General features: G+C 60.5%; 18 protein-coding genes and 1 tRNA gene. 12 read left to right on the top strand and 7 right to left on the bottom strand.

Annotated features, from left to right (window positions below; all coding sequences use genetic code 11):
- The first annotated feature begins 69 nt into the window (after nt 1–69).
- The 12 genes from ruvA to JFU58_RS04995 all read left to right on the top strand — a co-directional run bounded on the left by ruvA (nt 70) and on the right by JFU58_RS04995 (nt 8,907).
- Nucleotides 70–681, top strand: a complete 612-nt coding sequence (gene ruvA, locus JFU58_RS05050) for a Holliday junction branch migration protein RuvA (protein WP_010169952.1) — start codon at nt 70–72, stop codon at nt 679–681.
- Entirely contained in the window at nt 682–1,740 is a 1,059-nt protein-coding gene (gene ruvB / locus JFU58_RS05045; RefSeq protein ID WP_017475679.1) for a Holliday junction branch migration DNA helicase RuvB, read from the top strand.
- 138 nt (nt 1,741–1,878) lie between these two features.
- Nucleotides 1,879–2,334, top strand: a complete 456-nt coding sequence (gene ybgC, locus JFU58_RS05040) for a tol-pal system-associated acyl-CoA thioesterase (RefSeq protein ID WP_063027614.1) — start codon at nt 1,879–1,881, stop codon at nt 2,332–2,334.
- Between the two features lies 1 nt (nt 2,335).
- Nucleotides 2,336–3,031: a protein TolQ gene (gene tolQ, locus JFU58_RS05035; protein ID WP_003209819.1), complete on the top strand. Its 696-nt coding sequence runs from the start codon at nt 2,336–2,338 to the stop codon at nt 3,029–3,031.
- A gap of 23 nt (nt 3,032–3,054) precedes the next feature.
- A complete protein-coding gene (tolR, locus tag JFU58_RS05030) occupies nt 3,055–3,507 on the top strand; it encodes a protein TolR (RefSeq protein WP_161635741.1) in 453 nt (150 codons plus the stop codon).
- Complete coding sequence (gene tolA / locus JFU58_RS05025; RefSeq protein ID WP_017475681.1) at nt 3,507–4,580, top strand: cell envelope integrity protein TolA; 1,074 nt, start codon at nt 3,507–3,509, stop codon at nt 4,578–4,580. The genes tolR and tolA overlap by 1 nt, the downstream gene beginning before the upstream one ends.
- Nucleotides 4,581–4,597: 17 nt before the next feature.
- Nucleotides 4,598–5,878: a Tol-Pal system beta propeller repeat protein TolB gene (gene tolB / locus JFU58_RS05020; RefSeq protein ID WP_032868196.1), complete on the top strand. Its 1,281-nt coding sequence runs from the start codon at nt 4,598–4,600 to the stop codon at nt 5,876–5,878.
- 55 nt (nt 5,879–5,933) lie between these two features.
- Nucleotides 5,934–6,434, top strand: coding sequence for a peptidoglycan-associated lipoprotein Pal (pal, locus tag JFU58_RS05015; RefSeq protein ID WP_003209827.1), 501 nt, complete (start codon nt 5,934–5,936; stop codon nt 6,432–6,434).
- A 6-nt stretch (nt 6,435–6,440) separates the two neighbouring features.
- Entirely contained in the window at nt 6,441–7,277 is an 837-nt protein-coding gene (ybgF, locus tag JFU58_RS05010) for a tol-pal system protein YbgF (protein ID WP_063027616.1), read from the top strand.
- A 164-nt stretch (nt 7,278–7,441) separates the two neighbouring features.
- Nucleotides 7,442–8,089 carry a 7-carboxy-7-deazaguanine synthase QueE gene (gene queE / locus JFU58_RS05005; RefSeq protein WP_201139984.1) on the top strand — a complete coding sequence of 216 codons (648 nt, stop codon included), beginning with the start codon at nt 7,442–7,444 and terminating at the stop codon, nt 8,087–8,089.
- Between the two features lies 1 nt (nt 8,090).
- Complete coding sequence (gene queC / locus JFU58_RS05000; RefSeq protein WP_177025512.1) at nt 8,091–8,768, top strand: 7-cyano-7-deazaguanine synthase QueC; 678 nt, start codon at nt 8,091–8,093, stop codon at nt 8,766–8,768.
- A gap of 63 nt (nt 8,769–8,831) precedes the next feature.
- A tRNA-Lys gene (locus JFU58_RS04995) sits at nt 8,832–8,907 on the top strand.
- Between the two features lie 117 nt (nt 8,908–9,024).
- Here JFU58_RS04995 and pstB read toward each other — a convergent pair.
- The 7 genes from pstB to lldD all read right to left on the bottom strand — a co-directional run bounded on the left by pstB (nt 9,025) and on the right by lldD (nt 21,190).
- Nucleotides 9,025–9,804 (bottom strand): phosphate ABC transporter ATP-binding protein PstB, encoded by a 780-nt coding sequence (gene pstB / locus JFU58_RS04990; protein WP_003209835.1) that lies wholly within the window; start codon nt 9,802–9,804, stop codon nt 9,025–9,027.
- Nucleotides 9,804–10,676, bottom strand: coding sequence for a phosphate ABC transporter permease PstA (gene pstA / locus JFU58_RS04985; RefSeq protein ID WP_063027624.1), 873 nt, complete (start codon nt 10,674–10,676; stop codon nt 9,804–9,806). The genes pstB and pstA overlap by 1 nt, the downstream gene beginning before the upstream one ends.
- A complete protein-coding gene (pstC, locus tag JFU58_RS04980; protein ID WP_017475686.1) occupies nt 10,673–11,668 on the bottom strand; it encodes a phosphate ABC transporter permease subunit PstC in 996 nt (331 codons plus the stop codon). The genes pstA and pstC overlap by 4 nt, the downstream gene beginning before the upstream one ends.
- A gap of 65 nt (nt 11,669–11,733) precedes the next feature.
- A complete protein-coding gene (gene pstS / locus JFU58_RS04975) occupies nt 11,734–12,750 on the bottom strand; it encodes a phosphate ABC transporter substrate-binding protein PstS (protein WP_081253087.1) in 1,017 nt (338 codons plus the stop codon).
- Nucleotides 12,751–12,923: 173 nt separating this feature from the next.
- Nucleotides 12,924–17,879, bottom strand: a complete 4,956-nt coding sequence (locus tag JFU58_RS04970; protein ID WP_201139983.1) for a hemagglutinin repeat-containing protein — start codon at nt 17,877–17,879, stop codon at nt 12,924–12,926.
- Between the two features lie 103 nt (nt 17,880–17,982).
- The gene (locus JFU58_RS04965; protein ID WP_207198237.1) at nt 17,983–19,653 is read right to left on the bottom strand and encodes a ShlB/FhaC/HecB family hemolysin secretion/activation protein; all 1,671 of its coding nucleotides are present in this window, start codon (nt 19,651–19,653) and stop codon (nt 17,983–17,985) included.
- A gap of 394 nt (nt 19,654–20,047) precedes the next feature.
- On the bottom strand, nt 20,048–21,190 hold the full coding sequence (gene lldD, locus JFU58_RS04960) for an FMN-dependent L-lactate dehydrogenase LldD (protein WP_063027632.1): 1,143 nt from the start codon (nt 21,188–21,190) through the stop codon (nt 20,048–20,050).
- Between the last annotated feature and the right edge of the window lie 52 nt (nt 21,191–21,242).

Here is a 21,242-nt window from a genome sequence, read left to right as displayed (position 1 = left end):
CTGCCGGCCGGCATGCCCGCGTTATTACCGGTCAGGCCTTGATCTGAGCCGATTCTTAAGGATTCGAACGTGATTGGACGCTTGCGCGGCACCCTGGCTGAGAAACAGCCGCCGCACCTGATTCTGGATGTAAATGGGCTGGGCTATGAGCTGGAAGTGCCCATGACGACCCTCTACCGCCTACCGTCGGTCGGTGAACCGCTGACCCTGCACACCCACCTGGTGGTGCGCGAAGACGCACAATTGCTCTATGGTTTCATTGGCAAGCGTGACCGGGACTTCTTTCGTGAGCTGATCCGCCTGAACGGCGTGGGCCCGAAGCTGGCGCTGGCACTGATGTCGAGCCTCGAAGTGGATGAGCTGGTGCGCTGCGTATCGGCCCAGGACACTTCAGCGCTGACCAAGGTGCCAGGCGTTGGCAAGAAAACCGCCGAGCGCTTGCTGGTGGAGCTCAAGGACCGCTTCAAGGCCTGGGAGGTCGTGCCGAGCATGTTTGCCCTGGTGCCTAACCAGCCGGATGCGCCGGGTGTGCCGGTGGCCAGTGCCGAAAGCGATGCAGTCAGCGCGCTGATCTCCCTGGGCTACAAGCCGCAAGAGGCGAGCAAGGCCGTGTCGGCCATCAAGGACAAGAACCTGAGCAGCGAAGACATGATCCGCCGCGCCCTGAAGGGAATGATTTAAGTGATTGAAGCTGATCGTCTGATCGCGGCCACCGGCCCCCGTGACCGTGAAGAAGTCCAGGACCGGGCGATTCGCCCCCTGAGCCTCGCCGAATACATCGGCCAGCCCACCGTGCGCGAGCAGATGGAGCTGTTTATCCAGGCTGCACGCGGGCGCAGCGAGTCCCTGGATCACACGTTGATCTTCGGCCCGCCGGGCTTGGGCAAGACCACCCTGGCCAACATCATCGCCCAGGAAATGGGCGTGTCGATCAAGTCCACCTCCGGCCCTGTGCTGGAGCGTCCGGGTGACCTGGCGGCGCTGCTGACCAATTTGGAGCCCCACGACGTACTGTTTATCGACGAGATCCACCGGCTTTCGCCCATCGTCGAGGAAGTGTTGTACCCGGCCATGGAAGACTTCCAGTTGGACATCATGATCGGCGAAGGCCCGGCCGCGCGCTCGATCAAGCTCGACCTGCCACCGTTCACGCTGGTGGGGGCCACCACCCGTGCGGGCATGCTGACCAATCCGCTGCGAGACCGTTTCGGGATTGTTCAACGTCTAGAGTTCTATAGCACGGCGGATCTGGCCACCATCGTCAGCCGTTCGGCGACTATCCTCGGCTTGCCCCTGGACCCGGAAGGCGCGTTTGAAATCGCCCGCCGCGCCCGTGGTACGCCGCGGATTGCCAACCGGTTGCTGCGTCGGGTGCGCGATTTTGCCGAAGTACGCGCCAAAGGGCATATCACCAAGCCCGTGGCAGACCTGGCGCTGAACCTGCTGGATGTGGATGAACACGGCTTTGACCACCAGGATCGGCGCCTGCTGTTGACCATGATCGAGAAATTCGACGGCGGCCCGGTGGGCGTGGACAGTCTCGCGGCAGCCATCAGCGAAGAGCGGCATACGATTGAGGATGTGCTGGAGCCGTATCTGATCCAGCAGGGCTACATCATGCGTACACCAAGGGGGCGTGTGGTCACCCGGCATGCGTATCTGCACTTTGGGTTAAACATTCCGTCACGATTGGGCGAGATGCCCGTAGTAGACGAATTCCTTGATGCAGTAGACGATTAAAAACGCTTGGCGATTCGATTTATTCGGCGTTTGTGCTGTCCTAGTGGCTGGCGTCGTCATTCTTTCGTTAGAAATGTGCCACAGAATGAAAAACAGTTGCCTGGCCGGATTGGCAACCTGAGGAGTAAGCACTAGAGTATGCGCGCGCAAAACGGGGATCAGTCGTTCGCACATCGCTGTCGCGTTTATTACGAGGACACCGATGCCGGCGGCATCGTTTATTACGTCAATTACCTAAAGTTCATGGAGCGGGCTCGAACCGAGCGGCTACGGGAGCTGGGCTTTGCCCAATCCCAGCTGGCAGGGGAGGACCTGTTGTTTGTCGTGCATTCCAGCGAGGCTCGTTATTACGCGCCGGCGCGACTGGACGATGAACTGCTGGTCAGCGCAGAAATAACCGAATTGAACCGTGCCAGCCTGCGCTTTAAACAGCAGGTCAGGCGGGCTACGGATGCAACGCTGCTCTGTGAGGGGCAGTTCCTGGTGGCCTGTGTTCGCACCAATAGTTTGAAACCCCGGGCCATTCCCGAAGCTCTACGCGCGGCCTTTGCCGGCGTGAGCGGCGCGGGTAAACATTCAGAGCAGGAGATTTAGCGTGGAACCTACCGTCGTCGACCATTCCTCCATGTGGAGCCTGGTCAGCAATGCCAGTGTCGTGGTTCAACTGGTGATGCTGGTCCTGGTAGCCGCATCGGTTACCTCTTGGGTCATGATTTTTCAGCGCAGCAACCTGCTGCGTGCCGGTCGACGTGCCCTGGAGAGCTTCGAAGAGCGCTTCTGGTCGGGTATCGACCTGTCCAAACTGTATCGCCAGGCCGGCAGTAACCCGGACCCGGATTCGGGCGTCGAGCAGATCTTCCGCGCCGGCTTCAAGGAATTCTCCCGTCTGCGCCAGCAGCCAGGCGTTGACCCTGAAGCAGTCATGGAAGGCGTGGCCCGTGCCATGCGCGTAGCGATTTCCCGCGAAGAAGAAAAGCTTGAACAAAGCCTGCCGTTCCTCGCCACCGTAGGTTCCGTCAGCCCGTACATCGGCCTGTTCGGTACCGTGTGGGGGATCATGAACTCCTTCCGCGGCCTGGCCCAGGCCCAGCAAGCGACCCTGGCCACTGTAGCCCCGGGTATCGCCGAAGCGCTGATCGCCACCGCCATCGGCCTGTTCGCAGCTATTCCCGCCGTAATCGCCTACAACCGTTTTGCCGCTCGTGGCGAAACCTTGATCAGCCGTTACTACACCTTCGCCGATGAATTCCAGGCGATCCTGCACCGTAAAGTGCACACCAGCGAAGAATAAGCAGGTAATTCCCAATGGCTTTAATCGCTCGAGCTCGCAAAAAGCGCAAGCCGGTCGCCGAGATGAACGTAGTGCCTTACATCGACGTGATGCTGGTGCTGCTGGTTATCTTCATGGTGACCGCGCCGATGCTCAATCAGGGCGTGAAGGTTGATCTGCCCAAGGTTTCCAGCGAAGCCTTGCCGCAGGACAACAACACTCAGGTCCTGACCATTTCGATCAAGGCTGACAAGACCTATTACTGGAACCTTGGCAGCGAAGTCGACACTCAGAAACAGCAGGACAAGGCCATGACCTTGCCGCAGATGACTGATGCTGTGACCAAGATCATTCGCGCCGGCAACGAAGGTGGCAAGCACACCCAGGTGTTCATCCGCGGCGACAAGGTCGTCGACTATGGCTCCGTCATGGGCGCCATGGGCGGGCTGCAGAAGGCCGGCGTCGGTAACGTTGGCTTGATTACCGAGGCGCCCTGATGCACCAACAGCGAGAGCCGTCCGCCTCGGAAAGCTTCTTCTGGCCTAGCGTCTGGGCAATTGCCCTGCACGTCCTGGTGTTTGGCATGCTGTTCGTCAGCTTTGCCATGACCCCGGACCTGCCGCCAGCCAAGCCGATCGTGCAGGCGACCCTGTATCAGCTGAAATCGAAAAGCCAGGCCACCACCCAGACCAATCAGAAGATTGCGGGTGAGGCCCAGAAGTCGGCTGCGCGCCAGACTGAAGTCGAGCAGATGGAACAGAAGAAGGTCGAGCAGGAAGCGGTGAAGGCTGCTGCGGAACAAAAGAAAGAAGAGGCGGCTCAAAAGGCCGAGGAATCGAAAAAGGCTGACGAGGCGAAGAAAGCTGACGAGGCTAAAAAGGCTGATGAAGCCAAGAAAGCCGATAAAGCTGCTGAAGCCAAGAAGGCTGAAGAGAAACAATTGGCTGATATAGCCAAGAAGAAATCTGAAGAAGAAGCCAAGAAAGCTGCTGAAGAAGAGGCCAAGAAAAAGGCCGCTGAAGACGCGAAGAAAAAGATAGTCGAAGACGCGAAGAAGAAAGCCGCGGACGACGCCAAGAAGAAAGCTGAAGCTGACGAGGCGAAGAAGAAAATCGCCGACGACGCGAAGAAGAAAGCTGCCGCCGATGCCTCGAAGAAAAAGGCCCAGGAAGCAGCCCGTAAATCGACCGAAGACAAAAAGGCCCAGGCCTTGGCCGATTTGCTTTCCGACACGCCGCAGCGCCAGCAAGCCTTGGCCGATGAACGTGGTGATGAAGTCGCGGGCAGTTTCGATGACCTGATTCGTTCACGGGCAGCGGAAGGTTGGACCCGTCCTCCTTCGGCACGTAAAGGCATGACAGTAGTGCTGCAGATCGGCATGTTGCCGGATGGTACGGTGACCTCGGTCAGCGTGGCCAAGTCCAGTGGCGACGGTTCGTTCGACAGTTCGGCGGTAGCAGCGGTCAAGAACATTGGCCGGTTGACCGAGATGCAGGGAATGAAACCAAGCGACTTCGCTCCCTACCGTTCATTCAAGATGACATTCACACCTGAGGATCTAGCCTTGTGAGAAACCTTCTTCGAGGAATGCTTGTCGTTATTTGCTGCATGGCAGGGATAGCGGCGGCGGATGAAAAGAACATCCTGGTCACCAGCGGTAGCGATCGGGCCACCCCGATCGCCGTTGTACCGTTTGGCTGGCAGGGCGGCAGCGTGCTGCCGGACGACATGTCGCAGATCATCAGTGATGACCTGCGCAACTCCGGTTACTACGCACCGATCGACAAAGGCAACATGATCAGCCAGCCGACCCAGGCCAGCGAAGTCATCTTCCGTGACTGGAAAGCGCTGAACGCCCAGTACCTGATGGTGGGCAGCATCACGCCTGCCGGCGGTCGCCTGCAGATCCAGTACACCCTGTTCAACGTCGCGACCGAGCAGCAAGTGCTGACCGGCAGCGTGTCGGGTACCACGGATCAGTTGCGGGACATGGCGCACTACATCTCCGACCAGTCGTTTGAAAAGCTGACCGGGATCAAGGGTGCCTTCTCGACTCGCCTGCTCTATGTAACAGCAGAGCGTTTTTCGGTAGACAACACTCGCTACACGCTGCAGCGCTCCGACTATGACGGCGCTCGTGCAGTGACGCTGCTGCAATCCCGTGAGCCGATCCTGTCGCCACGCTTTGCACCCGACGGCAAGCGTATCGCCTACGTGTCCTTTGAACAGAAGCGTCCACGCATCTTCGTTCAGCACATCGACACCGGTCGCCGTGAGCAGATCACCAACTTCGAAGGCCTGAATGGCGCGCCAGCCTGGTCGCCGGATGGTTCTCGCCTGGCGTTCGTATTGTCCAAAGACGGTAACCCGGACATTTACGTGATGAACATGGCTTCGCGCCAACTGAGCCGTGTTACCAGCGGCCCTGGCATCAACACCGAACCGTTCTGGGGTAAGGATGGTTCGACCATCTACTTCACCTCCGACCGTGGCGGCAAGCCGCAAGTCTACAAAACCAGCGTCAACGGCGGCGGCGCCGAACGTGTGACCTTTATTGGTAACTACAACGCTGCACCTAAGCTTTCGGCTGATGAAAAGACGTTGGTGATGATTCACCGTCAGGATGGTTTCACTAATTTCCGGGTTGCGGCCCAGGATTTGCAGCGCGGAACCGTAAAAATCCTTACAGATACCAACCTTGATGAGTCAGCCACTGTTGCGCCCAACGGCACCATGGTAATCTACGCCACCCGCCAGCAGGGCCGGGGAGTCTTGATGCTCGTGTCCATTAATGGACGCGTAAGGCTCCCGCTTCCTACCGCACAAGGCGAAGTCAGAGAACCATCCTGGTCCCCTTACCTGAACTGACGCGGCGCTACAAAAAGAAGTACTTAACACACTGGGGTTCATTAGGAGTTTCACGATGGAAATGCTGAAGTTTGGTAAGTTTGCTGCTCTGGCTCTGGCTCTGTCCGTAGCCGTTGGTTGCTCGTCTAAAGGCGGCGACAATGCCGGTGAAGGCGCAGCTGTTGATCCAAACGCTGGTTACGGCGCTAACACTGGTGCAGTTGACGGCTCCCTGAGCGAAGAAGCTGCTCTGCGCGCTATCACCACTTTCTACTTCGAATACGACAGTTCGGACCTGAAACCAGAAGCCATGCGCGCTCTGGACGTTCACGCGAAGGACCTGAAAGCTAACGGCGCTCGCGTTGTTCTGGAAGGTAACACCGACGAACGTGGTACTCGTGAGTACAACATGGCACTGGGCGAGCGTCGTGCGAAAGCCGTTCAGCGCTACCTGGTACTGCAAGGTGTTGCTCCAGGCCAACTGGAACTGGTTTCCTACGGTAAAGAGCGTCCAGTTGCTACTGGCCACGACGAGCAGTCCTGGGCTCAAAACCGTCGCGTCGAACTGCGTAAGTAATTCGTCATGCGAACGTGCCGTCGTGCTCTAACTGTATTGGCTCTCAGCCTGGCACCGCTTGCGGTGTGGGCTGCGGTTCCTGTGGAAGATAGCAACTCTGGCTATAACAATAGCGGGAGCAGTTATCCGCCAGCGGGTTATGGCACGAACGGCGCCTATGCCGGGGGGGCGGCTACGGCCGCGCCTTCGGCACAGGGCGAACTGTTCAACCAGCTGCAACGCATGCAGGATCAATTGTCGCAGCAACAAGGCACGATTGAAGTTCTGCAGAATCAAGTGAACCAGCTGAAGCAAGAAGGCCTGGAGCGTTACCAGGATCTTGATCGACGTATTGGAGCCGGCGTTACACCAGCCGCTACTCCTGATAATTCTTCTGCCGGTGGCGCGCCAAGTGCCGCCGCCGGTGGTGCAGCAGCAGGGGCCGCGGCTGCCAGCCAAGCCCCTGCCGCCAGCAGCGAACCGGGTGATCCGGCGAAGGAAAAACTGTATTACGACGCAGCCTTCGACCTGATCAAAGCCAAGGATTTCGATAAGGCCAGCCAGGCTTTTACCGCATTCCTGCGCAAATACCCGAACAGCCAGTACGCGGGCAACGCCCAGTACTGGTTGGGTGAGGTGAACCTGGCCAAAGGCGACTTGCAAGGTGCAGGTCAGGCGTTTGCCAAGGTCAGCCAGCTGTACCCCAAGCACGCCAAGGTGCCGGATTCGCTGTACAAACTGGCTGACGTAGAACGCCGCCTGGGTCATACCGACAAGGTCAAAGGCATTCTGCAGCAGGTGGTGGCCCAATATCCGGGTACCTCCGCTGCTCAGTTGGCACAGCGGGATCTGCAACGCATGTAAGCGTCGCAACCCGTTCAGAAGAAACCCGCGCCCTGCGCGGGTTTTTTCGTTAGAATCCACGCCCTTTTATGAAACACGCTTCCTGGGGTTTACGCGTTGGCGGAATTCCTCGAAGTGCCTGACGGAGGCGGACAGCCTGTTTAGCTGTTACGCCCGTGGCGACTATGCAAGACACATTACGTATCACCGAAGTTTTTTACTCGTTGCAGGGTGAAACGCGCACTGCCGGGCTGCCCACTGTATTTGTGCGCCTCACCGGTTGCCCGCTGCGTTGCCAGTACTGCGACAGCGCCTACGCCTTCAGTGGCGGTACCGTGCGCACCCTTGACGACATCCTCGAGCAAGTGGCCGGTTACCGGCCGCGTTATGTCTGCGTCACCGGTGGCGAGCCGCTGGCGCAGCCTAATGCCATTCCCCTGCTCAAGCAGTTGTGTGATGCCGGTTACGAGGTTTCCCTGGAAACCAGCGGTGCCCTGGATATTTCCGCGGTCGACCCTCGCGTCAGTCGTGTTGTCGACCTCAAGACCCCGGGTTCCAAGGAAGCGCACCGCAACCGCTACGAGAACATCGAGTTGCTGACGGCCAACGACCAGGTCAAGTTCGTCATCTGTTCCCGTGAAGACTACGACTGGGCGACCTCCAAGCTGATCCAATATGGCCTGGACCGCCGTGCCGGCGAAGTGCTGTTTTCCCCCAGCCATTATGACCTGAATGCTCGCGACCTGGCTGACTGGGTTGTCGCAGACAATCTACCGGTGCGCCTGCAGCTGCAGTTGCACAAGTACCTGTGGAACGACGAGCCGGGGCGCTGAGATGACTGATCAAAAGCGTGCTGTCATCCTGCTGTCCGGCGGCCTCGACTCCGCCACCGTGGTCGCCATGGCCCGTGCAGAAGGCTACAGCTGCTACACCATGAGCTTCGACTACGGCCAGCGTCACCGTGCCGAGCTGGAGGCTGCTGCCCGCGTCGCCCGAGACCTGGGCGTGGTGGAGCACAAGGTGATCGGCCTGAACCTCGACGGCATGGGTGGTTCGGCGCTGACCGACAGCTCCATAGACGTGCCGCAAGGCCCCAGCGAAGGCATCCCGGTGACCTACGTGCCGGCGCGTAACACCGTCTTCCTGTCCCTGGCCCTTGGCTGGGCCGAAGTCCTCGAGGCGCGCGACATCTTCATCGGCGTCAACGCCCTGGACTACGCCGGCTACCCGGACTGCCGTCCCGAGTACATCGAGTCGTTCGAGCGCATGGCCAACCTCGCTACCAAGGCCGGTGTAGAAGGGCCGGGCTTTCGCATCCTGGCGCCGCTGCAGAACCGTAGCAAGGCCGATATCGTGAAGGCTGGCGTAGGACTTGGCGTCGATTACTCGCTGACTGTTTCCTGCTATCAGGCGGATACTGACGGTCGTGCTTGTGGGAAGTGCGACAGCTGCCGACTGCGTGCAGAGGGCTTCCAGGCGGCCGGAATTACTGACCCAACGCGTTATTTCTGATTTATTTCAAATAAGGTGTTGAATAATCCTTAGAAATCAGTATTATACGCGCCACCACACAGCGGGTCGTTAGCTCAGTTGGTAGAGCAGTTGGCTTTTAACCAATTGGTCGTAGGTTCGAATCCCACACGACCCACCATTTTTGGCGGTTTAGAAAATCCGGAAGGCCCACGCAAGTGAGGATTTCCGGGTTTTTTTTTGCCCAACAAAAGCCGATCACTCTCATGGCAGAGAGTGATCGGCTTTTTTGTTAAAGCTAGCCGAACCGCCCGGTGATGTAGTCCTCGGTTTGCTTCATCTTCGGCTTGGTGAAGATCTCATCCGTATTGCCGTGCTCAATCAGCTCCCCCATGAACATGAACGCCGTGCTGTCGGACACCCGCGCGGCCTGCTGCATGTTGTGGGTCACGATGATCACCGTGTATTGCTCTTTCAGTTCGGTGATCAACTGTTCGATGCGCCCGGTGGAAATCGGGTCGAGTGCCGAGGTCGGTTCATCCAGCAGCAACACCTGCGGCCGCAGCGCAATGGTGCGGGCGATGCACAGGCGTTGCTGCTGCCCGCCTGAGAGACTCTGGGCGCTCTGCTTGAGTTTGTCTTTCACCTCATCCCACAGCGCGCCGCCGCGCAAGGCTTGCTCGACTCGATCATCCATTTCCCGGCGCGACAGCTTTTCATGGTGGCGCACGGCATAGGCGATGTTGTCGTAGATCGACATGGGGAACGGCACCGGCTTCTGGAAGACCATCCCGACATGACTGCGCAGGCGGTTCATCGAGTAGCCGGGGGCGAGGATGTTTTCGCCATTGAGCAGCACTTCACCGCGGGCTTCCTGCTTCGGGTACATCGAGTAGATACGGTTGAATACCCGCAGCAAGGTCGACTTCCCGCAACCCGATGGACCGATGATCGCGGTGATGCGTTTTTCCGGAATGTCGATGTCGATGGATTTCAGCGAACGTTGGTTGTTGTAGAAAAACTCCAACCCACGGACACGGATTTTGGTTTTTTCAGGATCAAGGCGGGTCGATTGCATCAGTGGGACCTATTGCGCAAAAGAATCAGGCGAGACAGCAAGCTCAGCACCAGCACGAACATCGTCAGTACCAAGGCGCCTGCCCATGCGAGGGAGTGCCAGTCATCGAAGGGGCTCATGGCGTACTGGAAAATAACCACCGGCACGCTGGCGATCGGTTTGAGCAGGTTGCTGCTCCAGAACTGGTTGCCGAAGGCGGTGAACAGCAGCGGGGCGGTTTCCCCGGTAATCCGGGCCAGCGCCAGCAGGATGCCGGTCACCACACCCGCCTTGGCCGCCCTCAACACGATCTGCAACGTCAGCTTCCATTGCGGCACGCCCAGGGCCAGGGCCGCCTCACGCATGGTGGAGGGCTGCAGTTGGAGCATCTCGTCGGTCGTCCTCACCACCACCGGAATCACCAGCAGTGCCAACGCCAGGGCGCCAGCAATGGCAGAGAAGCCGACCTGGTGATTGGTCAGCAGGTTCAGCGGCAGGATTACGCCGGTGTAGATGAACAAACCGAGGACGATCGAGGGCGCGGACAGCAGAATATCGTTGATGAAACGCACTGTGGTACCCAGGCGCGAGTGCCGTGCGAACTCCGCCAGCCAGATACCGGCCATCAGCCCGATGGGCGTGCCAATCAGCAGCGCAATCCCGGACATCAGGGCGCTGCCGTAAAACGCGTTGGCCAGGCCGCCGTCTGTTCCGGGCGGCGGCGTCATCTCGGTAAACAGGCGCAGGTTGAGTGCCTGAAAACCGTTGATGATGGTAGTCAGCAGAATCCACGCCAGCCACAGCAGGCCAAAGACCGTCGCGCCACAACTGAGCAGCATGGCCACCCGGTTCTTGAAGGCACGCTTGCGGTACAGGCGGTCGTTGCTGTTCATAGGCCCTCCTTGCGTGACAGGCGCATGAGCATCAACCGCGCCAGTGCCAGCACCACGAATGTCACGATAAACAGCAGGAAGCCCAGGGCGATCAGCGCCGAACGATGCAGGTCGGTGTAGGCCTCGCTGAACTCGTTGGCGATGACCGATGCAATGGAACTGCTGGGCATCAGCAACGAGGCGGAGAACTGTTGCGCGTTACCCAGCACGAAGGTGACGGCCATGGTTTCACCCAGGGCGCGACCGAGGCCAAGAAAGATCCCGCCGACCACGGCCGAGCGGGTGTAGGGCAACACGATGTCCCACACCACTTCCCAGGTAGTACTACCGAGTGCGTAGGCCGACTCCTTCAATTGAGTCGGAACACTGCGGAAAACCTCATGCATCACCGACGTGATGAACGGCGTAATCATGATCGCCAGGACGATACCGGCGGTCAGCATCCCGATGCCCAGCGGCGGTCCCTGGAACAGCGAGCCAATAAACGGAAGTGCGCCCAGGTAGTCATTGATCCAGGGTGACAAGTGTTCTGCCATGAAGGGCCCGAAAACAAACAGGCCCCACATGCCGTAGATGATTGAGGGAATGCCCGCGAGCAATTCAACGGCGGAGGCGACTGGCATTCTCAGCCAGGGCGGCGCCACTTCGGTGAGGAAAATCGCGATGCCGAAACTCACGGGCACCGCAATCAGTAACGCGAGGAAAGAGGTGACCAAGGTGCCGTAAATCGGCACCAGGGCGCCGAAGTGGTTGTTGACCGCATCCCAGTCGGTGCTGGTAATGAAACCGAAACCAAAAGTCTTGAAGGCCAGGCCGCCGCCCCAAAGCGTTGAGGCAGCAATGCTGGCCAATAACAGCAAGACCAGCATGGCAGCGCCGAACATGGAGCGTTTGAACCACAGGTCATTGCGCTGATCGCGAGCAGCGCGGTTGTCACCGCTCACATCGCCCGCGTGAGTAGTCATCACCATCGGTTGCACGGTTTCGTTCATATCAGATGTGCTCACCAGCGCCCCCTGGCATCAGGTTGCTTGAGGGCGCGGGTCTCAGGGACGGATCAGTGGGCGAAGTCGGACTTCCAGTAACCTTCGATCCGGGTCACGAGGGAATCAGGCAGCGCGACGTAGTCCAATGCCGCAGCCTGCTGTTGACCTTTCTCCAATGACCATTTGAAGAAGTTGAAAGCGGCCTGGCTTTGCTCGGCGTTCTTGGCCTGCTTGTACATGATGATCCAGGTGGTCGCCGTGATCGGCCACGCGTTCTCGCCCGGTGCGTTGGTCATGATCAGGTTGAAGTCCTTGGCGTTGGCCCAGTCGGCGGTATCCGCCGCTGCCTGGAAGGCCTTGGCGTTGGGCTCGACGAATTTGCCGGACGCGTTCTTCAGTGAGGCGTAAGTCATCTTGTTCTGCAGGGCGTAGGCGTATTCAACAAAGCCGATGGAATTCTTGATCTGCTTTACGTAGGCCGAAACACCTTCGTTACCCTTGCCGCCCACACCGACTGGCCACGGCACGGTGGTGCCGAAACCGATTTTGCTTTTCCAGCCATCACTGACTTTGGAGAGGTAGTTGGTGAAGTTGTACGAGGTGCCCGAGCCGTCCGAGCGGTGGACCACGGTGATATTCGCGCCGGGCAGCTTCAGGCCGGGGTTGAGCGCGGCAATCGCCGGGTCGTTCCAGGCCTTGATGTCACCGAGGAAAATCTTCGCCAGCACCTCGCCATCGAGTTTCAGCTGGCCTGCTGCAACGCCTTCGACGTTCATCACCGGCACGATACCGCCAATCACGCTGGGGAACTGGCCGAGGCCGCCGGCCTTCAGTTCATCCGCCGACAGCGGTGCGTCGGAAGCGCCGAAATCCACGGTGGCCGCCTTGATCTGGGCGATGCCGCCGCCAGAACCGATGGACTGGTAGTTGATCCGGTCACTGGAGCTTTTGCTGTATTCCTGGGACCACTTGGACAGCACCGGGTAGACGAAACTGGAGCCTGCACCCGTGACGTCAGTGGCGTGAGCGACACCACTCAGGCACAGGGCAGTGAACAACACTGACAGACTCTTTTTGGTCAGCAACATCACGACGACACCTCAAAGGAAGGGGGTAGGTGGAGGGCTCCACCTGTCTGGGACGTGACGATTTAATTCCTGAAATGTGTCTGTTTAATGACGGTTTGGCTTTATGAAGAAACATTTAGAAATGTTTGCTCCGATGAAAGCGGGCATGCCCGTCTCCACCGGAGCAGGGTTGCTTAGTGGGTGCCTTGATCAATCCCGGCCTGCAACTCCTGGCTATTACTGTGCCCGCCTACCCGCAGCGGTCCGAGGTTGATGGCTTGATCCTTACGCGTTGCGTCGTCCTGTTTGCGCGTCAGTTCATCCTTGGCGCCGAGCGCCAGATTGACCGGTGACTTCGAGACGTTCAGCCCGACATCCGCGCGATAATCGCTGCCCGTCAACGTGGTGGCGTTTACCGCAGAACCACCCAAATCGACTTTGCCTTCCGAAGCCCCGATGCGCGCACCGGTCAAGCGAGTCTCACCACCCACCTGCAAGTTCACGCCCTGGGTACCGCTGATGCCCGAGGCCTGAGTGACGCTGTCCTTGGCGACGTGGCTGACGTTCAGGTTCAAGGTCGGGGTGTAGGCGGTGGTGCCGCTCTTGTCGCCGAACAACACGCTTTCTGCGGTATTGGCCACCGAGCTGCCGGTGGTGTTCTTGCCGCTGACGGCGTAGCTGTCACTGGTTTTCGGCCAGAGCTTTTCCTTGACGCTGGACAGGCGCGTGCCCAGGGCGTCCTTCTTGTCGGCGAGGTAAGTCTTGGCCTGCTCCACGCGGGTGCCGAAGGCGCCACGGGGCTCGGGGTTCACGTCGTAGCTACCGCTGCGGGTGAGTTTTTCGCCCAAGCGTTCCTTGGCGTTGCCGACGCTATTAACCACGTTGTCCTTGGCCGAGGCCAGGTGCTCGGTGCCCTTGTCGACGGCGTTCTCGAGTTTTTCGCGGTGCTTGTCGAACGCGCCTTCCGCCTTGGCCTGCACTTTGTCCTTGAGGGGGCCGGTGGTCTTGGCGAGTTTGTTGACGACGCCGGGCTGGTTTTTTTCAACGTCCAGCTTGGCATCGACGTTGACCTGGGTGCTGCTGACGTGATCCTTGCGGCTCTCGACCATGAGGTCGCCGCCGATCTTGCCGCTCACCTGATTCGCGTCGATCCGTGCCCCGGACAATCGGGTATCACCGGCACTGTTGATCACCACGGTGTCGGCCTTGATCTGGCTGTCGTGCTGAGTGGTGCCTTGCAGGTAATCGACGTCGACCTTGGCCCGGGCATTGATGCCGTGTTGGGTCTTTGGCGTGTCGTGTTCACCCGCGTTGGCCAGTGTGGTTTTGCCGCCGCTGCCGCCCGCGCCCAAGGTCACGCCCCAGCTGTCATGGGCCTGGGTCGATTGCGCCGACTCTTGCAGGATGCCGCCATTTACCGCGTCGAGGCTGACGTTGCTGGCCGCGATTTGCGTGCCTTGCAGGTGGATGGCATCGGCGCTGTTGCCGCCGCTGGCGAGCGCCACGTTGCCGTTGCTGTGCAGCTGTCCGACGCTGACGGTCTGGTCGTTTTCCGCGCCCTTGCCGATGTTGAAGTTGGCGCTGAGGCTCCCGGTCTTGCCGCTGCTTTCGGCGCTGCTGGTCTTGCCGGCGCCGACGTTCAGGCCGCCGCCCAGGTTGCTGGCGTTGCTGACGTGGCGCTCGGTGGCGGCTTGCAGGTCCAGCTTGCCACCGGCGGCGAGGTTGATGTCACCGGTCTTGGCGCTGCTGCTGCCAATCCGGGTGCCTTGCAGGGTCAGGTCGGCGCCGCTGTTGAGTTGCACCGGACCTTTGCCCTGGAGGGTCGCGACCCGGGCCTGGCTGTCCTGGGTGTCCAGGCGCTTGTTGTCCAGCTGCACGCCGGCACCGAGGTTGACGTTATTGCCGTTGGTGCCCGGCGCCGTGCCCACGGTCAACGAGCCGTTGCCGCGCAGGGTGCTGCTGGTTTTGCTCTGGGTGTCGTTGGCTTGATTCAGCGCCAACTCGCCGCCCGCCTTGAGGTCGACACCGGCCTGGCCGCCGTTGAACTGGCTGCCTTCATAACGCGCATCGCCCTTGATGTCGATGCCCACGCCTTGGGCCCCGGCGTAGCTGCCGACCACTGCCGTGCTGGTGGATTCGCGTACGTCACTGCTGCCGCCGGCGCCGCTGCCGCGCACGTTCAAGTCTTCACCCGTGGTGGTGTAGACCCGCACGCCGGCCTTGGCGTCCACGCCTTGCTCGCTGCTGCTGTGGGTATTGGCGGCAGCGGTGGCAAGGTGGCTGCCGGCATCGATTTTCAGGCCGCCCTCGGTGGCATGGTATTGAGTGCCTTCATCCTGCAGTTTGCCGGCGACGTTGACCTGCACCGTGCCGCCCGTGAACTGGCTGACCACTGCCGTGCTGTCCTGCTGTGTGCGGGACTTGTTGGCATGGCCGACTTCAACATCGAGCCCGACATTGGGTTGCTCGAACGCGTCCAGCAGCCCTGGCTGATGAAACTTGCTTTGGGCCACACCTTCGATGGCTTTTTCGATGGGCCGGGTGATGCCTTTGTATTCGATATTGGCGCCGGCATCGGCCGTCCAGCCATTCTCCTTGTGGGTGCTGGACTCGCTGTTATGCGCCGCCTGGTTGTCGACCTGCGCAGCGTTGACCTGCAACCCGGAACCGGCCTTGACCTGTGCGCCCTGGCTGGTGAGGGTGTTGCCGGCATTGATGGTCAGCTTGCCGGCCGCCGCAACGGTGCTGGTGTGCGCGGTGGTTTTGCTGTTGGTGTCGTGGCTGCTTTGATGGCTGAACTGCGCGCCGCTGCCGGCCCTGTCGAGGCCGCCGGTGTAGTAGACGCCACCGCCAGTGGTGGTCTGCTCGGTGGTGTTGGCAGTGCTGTCATGGGTCGCCAGCAACTCGACATTTTTCCCGCTTAAGGTCGCATCACCCTGGGTGGCCTTGAGGCCTGAACCCTCTACGCTCAAATCGCCACCCGCGGCGACGGCCAGGGTACCGCCGCTGAGGCTGGAGGCTTGTTGGCGGGTGGTGTCGGTGTGGCTGGTTTTCTGCTGGTCTTCGTAGTTCACGCCTGCGCGATACTGGCGCGTGCCGTCGGCGGTTTCCTTGGCGTAGCCATCAAAACCCCGCGTGTGAGTGCGGGTGGTGTCGCTGGAAGTGTTTTCCGCCGAGGCGATCTTGATATCACCCTTGGCGTCAGCCGTCAGTTCACCTGTGGCAGACACCTTGGAACCACTGACTTCGATGTCCTTGGCGCTGCGCAGTGCGAGGTTACTGTCCGAGCGCAGTTCGCTGGCGACCACGGTGCTGTCCTTGAGGTTCTTGCGGCTTTCGTCCTTGGAGATCCCGAAGAACTTGCTGTCCTTGCTGTAGCGGTTGTCGTGGGACGTGTCGCGTACGCCATCGATCACCAGCGAACCCTTGTCGCTGATGACGCTGGCCTGCGTGCCGCCACGGGCCTGGCTGCCGCTGATGCGTACTTCATCGGCCTTCACGATCAGCTTGCCGTCGGCGTTGACCTTGCTGCCGGTATTCAGGGTTTTGCCCTTGTCGCCATCGCCCTTGGAGCCGAAGAAACTGCCGCCCACCAGGTCACCGGAGTAACCGTTATCCCGGCTGCTTTGGGTGCGGCTGGCGCTGGTGATTTCCACGTGCCGGGCGGCCAGTTGAATATCCCCCGGGGTTTTCAGTTCGGCGCCCTGCAATTGCAGGGCCTGCCGGCCGGTCAGTTCCAGGTTCTTGCCGGCCTTGAGGCTACTGGTGATGCTGCGTTGTTCGCTGGCGGACTTGTCCCAGTCGGCTTTCCACAGGTGCTTGCGGTGGTTGCCCTGGTCGCGGGTTTCATGGGTCTCGGTGGCGGCGGTCAGGCGCAGGTCCGCGCCACTGTTGACCCGCACGGTGTCGCCGGCGTCGACACGGCTGGCCTTGATCTCGGTGTTGGCGCCGGAAGACAGCGCGGCATTCTGTTGCGCGACGACGCTGTTGCCGTGCTGGCGCGAGTCCTTGTCGGTGGTGGTGCGGTCATAGGTTTCGTAGGTGAAGAGGAAGTTGCTGTTGTTCCACTGCTCACGCTTTTCCTGAAGCTTGCGGCTTTCCAGGCTGCTCAGGGTCAGGTTGCGGCCAGCGTCGAGCTTGACGTTGCGCCCGCCAACATCGGTGGCGGCCAGGCTCAAGTCCTTGGCGCTGTGCAGGTCGACATCGCCCTGGCGGCTCTGCACCCCGGCGCGGGTGGCCTCAAGGCTATTGGCGTGCACCTGGCCGCTGATGTCGAGGTCGCCGGCCGAGCGGATGTTCACGCCGTCCCGCCCATCCACTTGCACGGCCCCCACGCGTACGCCGGCACCTTCGGCGGTACTGACGATATTGATCCGCCCGGCCTGCATCGCACCGAACAGGCTGGCGTCGATACGTTGTTCCCCGGTCTTGCTGGCCGGGTCCACCTGGCGCACCTGGCCGCTGGCAACGTCGACCTGATTGCGGCCGATGGTGAGGTTCAATTGATCACGGGCGCTGAGCCGACCTTCGCTGTCGATGCGCGGTGCGATCAGGTTGATCGAGCCGTCACGGTTTTGCAGGCCCTGGGCCTGCACCGTCAGTTGGCCGCTTGCATCACGGGTGTTCAAGCCTTGCAGCTTGCCGTCGCTGAGTTCGGGACGGCCGACGACCAGGCTGGCGTTGGGGGTGTTGATGAAGCTGCCACCGTTGACAGAAATCCCGTTCGGGTTGGCCAGCACATAATCCGCCGCCCGGCCAAAAATCTCCTGCGCACCGTTGAGAGCCGAGGCGTTACGGCTGACCACTTCATTGAGGATCACGCTCGCTGCCTGGCCCTGGAACTGCGGGTTGGCCGCCAGGTGCCCGGCGAGCTGGGATTGCCCGGCCTGCAAGGCGTTGTTCAACACCACGCCTTGGCGGTCGACGTTGTAGTCGAGAAATTGGTTGTGGGACAGGCCGCCGGCATTCGGCGCGACGATATTGACGATAGGCACGCCCGCCTGGTTTTGCAGTTGCGGGGTGCCGCCGGGCCCTTCGACGACGGTCAAGCCGCCGGCCAGTACGAGTTGAGGTAACAGGAACAGGCTGGCGATGGCCCAGCGCAGTTTGCCCTGTGGAGAGAGGTGAAAAGCATGAGTGTTAGTCGGCATAAATAGTCTCGCTCTGTTGGCTGATCGGTGAAGTGCGTCGTTCGGTGCAACGCTGCCGTGCTGATCAGGTGCTGCGGTTATTTCAGGCAAATCAGGTGTCGGCTCATATCTGCAAACTAAGGCGCGTCAGCCAGACCTCCGGCTCCTGGGCAAACCCCGCGGGGGTGTTCAAGTTGCGTTGGTAATCGAGGTCGAGTTGCACGTTCTTCCAGCTCAGGTTGAGCCCGGCACTGGCGCCGCTCAGGCGTTGGCTGCGGGCGCCGTATTCACGCTTGACCCAGCCGTTGTCCAGGCCCAGGTGCGGGGTGATCTTGAACGGCAGGTCGCTGTTGAGTGGCAGGCGCAGGGTGTTGCGCCACACCGCGCCGATGGCGCCGGACGCGCTGTTCTCGCGATAGCCACGCACCGCCGAATCGTCAGTCACCAGCAGTTGTTCGATGGCAGGCAATGCATCCGGGCTGTATTGCACCGACAGTTGGCTCTGCCACTGCCACGGTTGCCCGATGAGCTGGCCGTTGCGCCATTGGGTGAGGTTGGCGCGGTACTTGTGAAATTGCGCCTGGGGCAGGTTTTTCACTACCTGATCGGCATCGCGGTCGGCGCCGAACCAGGTCAGGCCCTGAGCGTAATTGACGTCCAGGTTCCACACCGCGCTGTTGAGCCAGAACAGATTCACACCGGCCTCGGCCACGGTCAGGGTCGGGCTCTGAATACCCAGCCGAACCTTTTGCAGGTAGCTGTCGACGTCCTTGTAAGCCAGTTGCAGGTTGGCGCTTAGTTGATGGCTTTGGTCGCGCCACAACACCCGGTCGGTGCGCAGGCTGACTTGATCGGTGCGGCCACTGTTATAGAGCGTGGTGCGGCTGAGCTTGAACGGCGAGCGGTACTCGGCATGGCTGGCGAACAGGCTGTAGGTCCAGTAACCGTAGGGGATGGAATAAAACAGGCTGTTGCTGCGGCTGTAACGCGGGCCGTGGTTGAGGGTGTCGCTGAAGCTCAGGTTGAGGGCGTCGTTGAGCTGCAACGGGCTGTCCATGCTCAGGCTCACCGCATTGCGATCACGGCCGGTGCCGGCACTTCCCAGGTTGTCGACACCCAGTCCCCACGCCCACCGCGAGGCACTGCTGCGCGAGCGCAGGATGATCCGTGAGGCGCCCGGTGTGCTGCCGGGGGCGATGTCGGCGGTGAGGTCAACCGAGCGCAGGCGATTGAGTTGGTCCAGGCCCTGTTCCAGGTCCCGCAGGTTCAGCGGTTCGCCGAGCATTCCCGGGAATGCCCCGCGTAATGACACGGGCAGGCTCTGGTCGGCCAGCTCGATGGCTTCGACGTAGCCTTCCTCGACGTGAATATCCAGCGGGTGCCCGGCGGCCGGGGTGCTGATCAGGTATGGGCGACTGGCGATATAGCCGGCCTCGACATACAGGCGGGTGATCTCGGCGAGCAGGCGGTTGATCTGCGCGACGCCCATGCACGGCGCCACATAGGGTTCGATGCGGGTGTTCAGTTCAGCCTTGTTGAACAGCGTGACACCGGCCACGCGCGTACCGCTCAAAGGCCAGCAGCGCTGGTCCTGGCCGGTGTCTGCCGGCGGTGCGGGTGTGGTCGGTGGTACTGCGAAACTGCCTCGCTGGATTTGCCGCTGACGCTGTTCCAGTTGTAATTGCTGCAGGTCGCGCTGCTGTTGCTGCTGCAAGCGCAATGCTTCCTGGCCGGGCAGCGGCCCATCGGCGGCGGCCGCCGGCAGCGTGCACAGGCAGAGCAGGGCAACGATCAGTTTGTTGCTACAACAGAGTCGCTCGGTTGAGGGCTGATTCGGCACTCGACATCCTTAACGTGAAATACGCACGATCCATGCCCCTGAGCCAAAACGGTGAACTCAGGGACTTTCCACAGTTGAGCCATCATTAAACGGTTTGTTACATCAGTGGCAGGATTTATTACGTAAAACGTGGGGAATGCCGCGTTATTCACAAAATAAATGCACAGAGGTGGTGCAGGACGGGCAAGCGGGTGCCTAATGCAGGTTGGTTTTTCGGGCTTTTGTCAGGAGGGATGGTGCGAGGGGACCTTTTGATTGTTGCAATACAGGCGCTTAATCGTTTTGTTTATAAGTGGCTGAAAAGGGCAGCCCCGGCCTTGGCAAGAGACCGGGGCTGCTTCGCTTCAACTCAGTTTTGGCCGCGCACCAGAATCGATTCATTGATTTGTGCAATCGACGTGACCCCGGTCAGCGTCATGGCCACGCGCATCTCCTTGGCGAAGATATCCAGCAGGTTTTCCACGCCACGCTGTCCGTCGGCGGCCAGTGCATAAGCTTGTGCACGGCCCAGCAATACGCCCTTGGCACCCAGCGCGAGCATGCGCACCACGTCCAGCCCCGAGCGTACGCCGGAGTCCACCAGCACCGTCAGATCGCTGCCCACGGCTTGTACGATAGGTGCCAGCGCCTTCGCCGTGGACAGCACGCCATCCAGCTGGCGGCCGCCGTGGTTGGAGACGACGATGCCGTCGGCGCCAAAGCTCACCGCGTCCTTGGCATCCTCGGGGTCGAGGATGCCTTTGATGATCATCGGGCCTTTCCAGAACTCGCGGATCCACTCCAGGTCTTTCCAGCTGATGGACGGGTCGAAGTTGTTGGCCAGCCAGCCGATGTAGTCCTTCAGTTGGGTGGGCTTGCCCAGGTATTTGGAGATGTTGCCCAGGTCGTGGGGGCGCCCCAGCAGACCCACATCGAAGGCCCAGGCCGGTTTGGTCATGGCTTGCAGGATTTGGCGTTGCGGCCCGTAGGCGCCGGACATCCCCGAATGAGCGTCGCGATAACGCGCGCCGGGGGTGGGCATATCGACGGTGAACACGAGGTTTTTCACGCCCGCGGCCTGGGCTCGCTCCAGAGCATTTTTCATGAAGCCGCGATCTTTCAGCACATACAGCTGAAACCAGATGGATTGCGCGCTCTGGGACGCCACTTCCTCGATCGGGCACACAGACACCGTCGACAGGCAAAACGGAATGCCCTTGTTCGCCGCCGCCTTCGCCGCCTGGACTTCACCGCGCCGGGCAAACATGCCGGTCAGGCCCACCGGGCTGAGGACCACCGGCATCGCCAAGGGCTGGTCGAACAGCGTGGTTTCAAGGCTCAGGCTTTCGACGTTACGCAGGATGCGCTGGCGCAGGCTGATATCGGACAGGTCCGAGCTGTTGGCCCTGAGGGTGTGTTCGGCGTAGGCACCGCCGTCGATGTAGTCAAACAGGAAACGCGGCAGTTTGCGGCGGGCGGCTTCGCGGTAATCCGATGCGGACGAAATGATCATGAACAGTGATGCCCCGAGTGAAGAAAAACGGTGGGGTGAGCATAGACAAAGG

The sequence above is a fragment of the Pseudomonas sp. TH34 genome, from assembly GCF_016650865.1.
Classification (GTDB): domain Bacteria; phylum Pseudomonadota; class Gammaproteobacteria; order Pseudomonadales; family Pseudomonadaceae; genus Aquipseudomonas; species Aquipseudomonas yamanorum.
The sequence above is the reverse complement of the archived record's forward strand: the minus strand, read 5'-3'. Positions and strand labels throughout refer to the sequence as shown.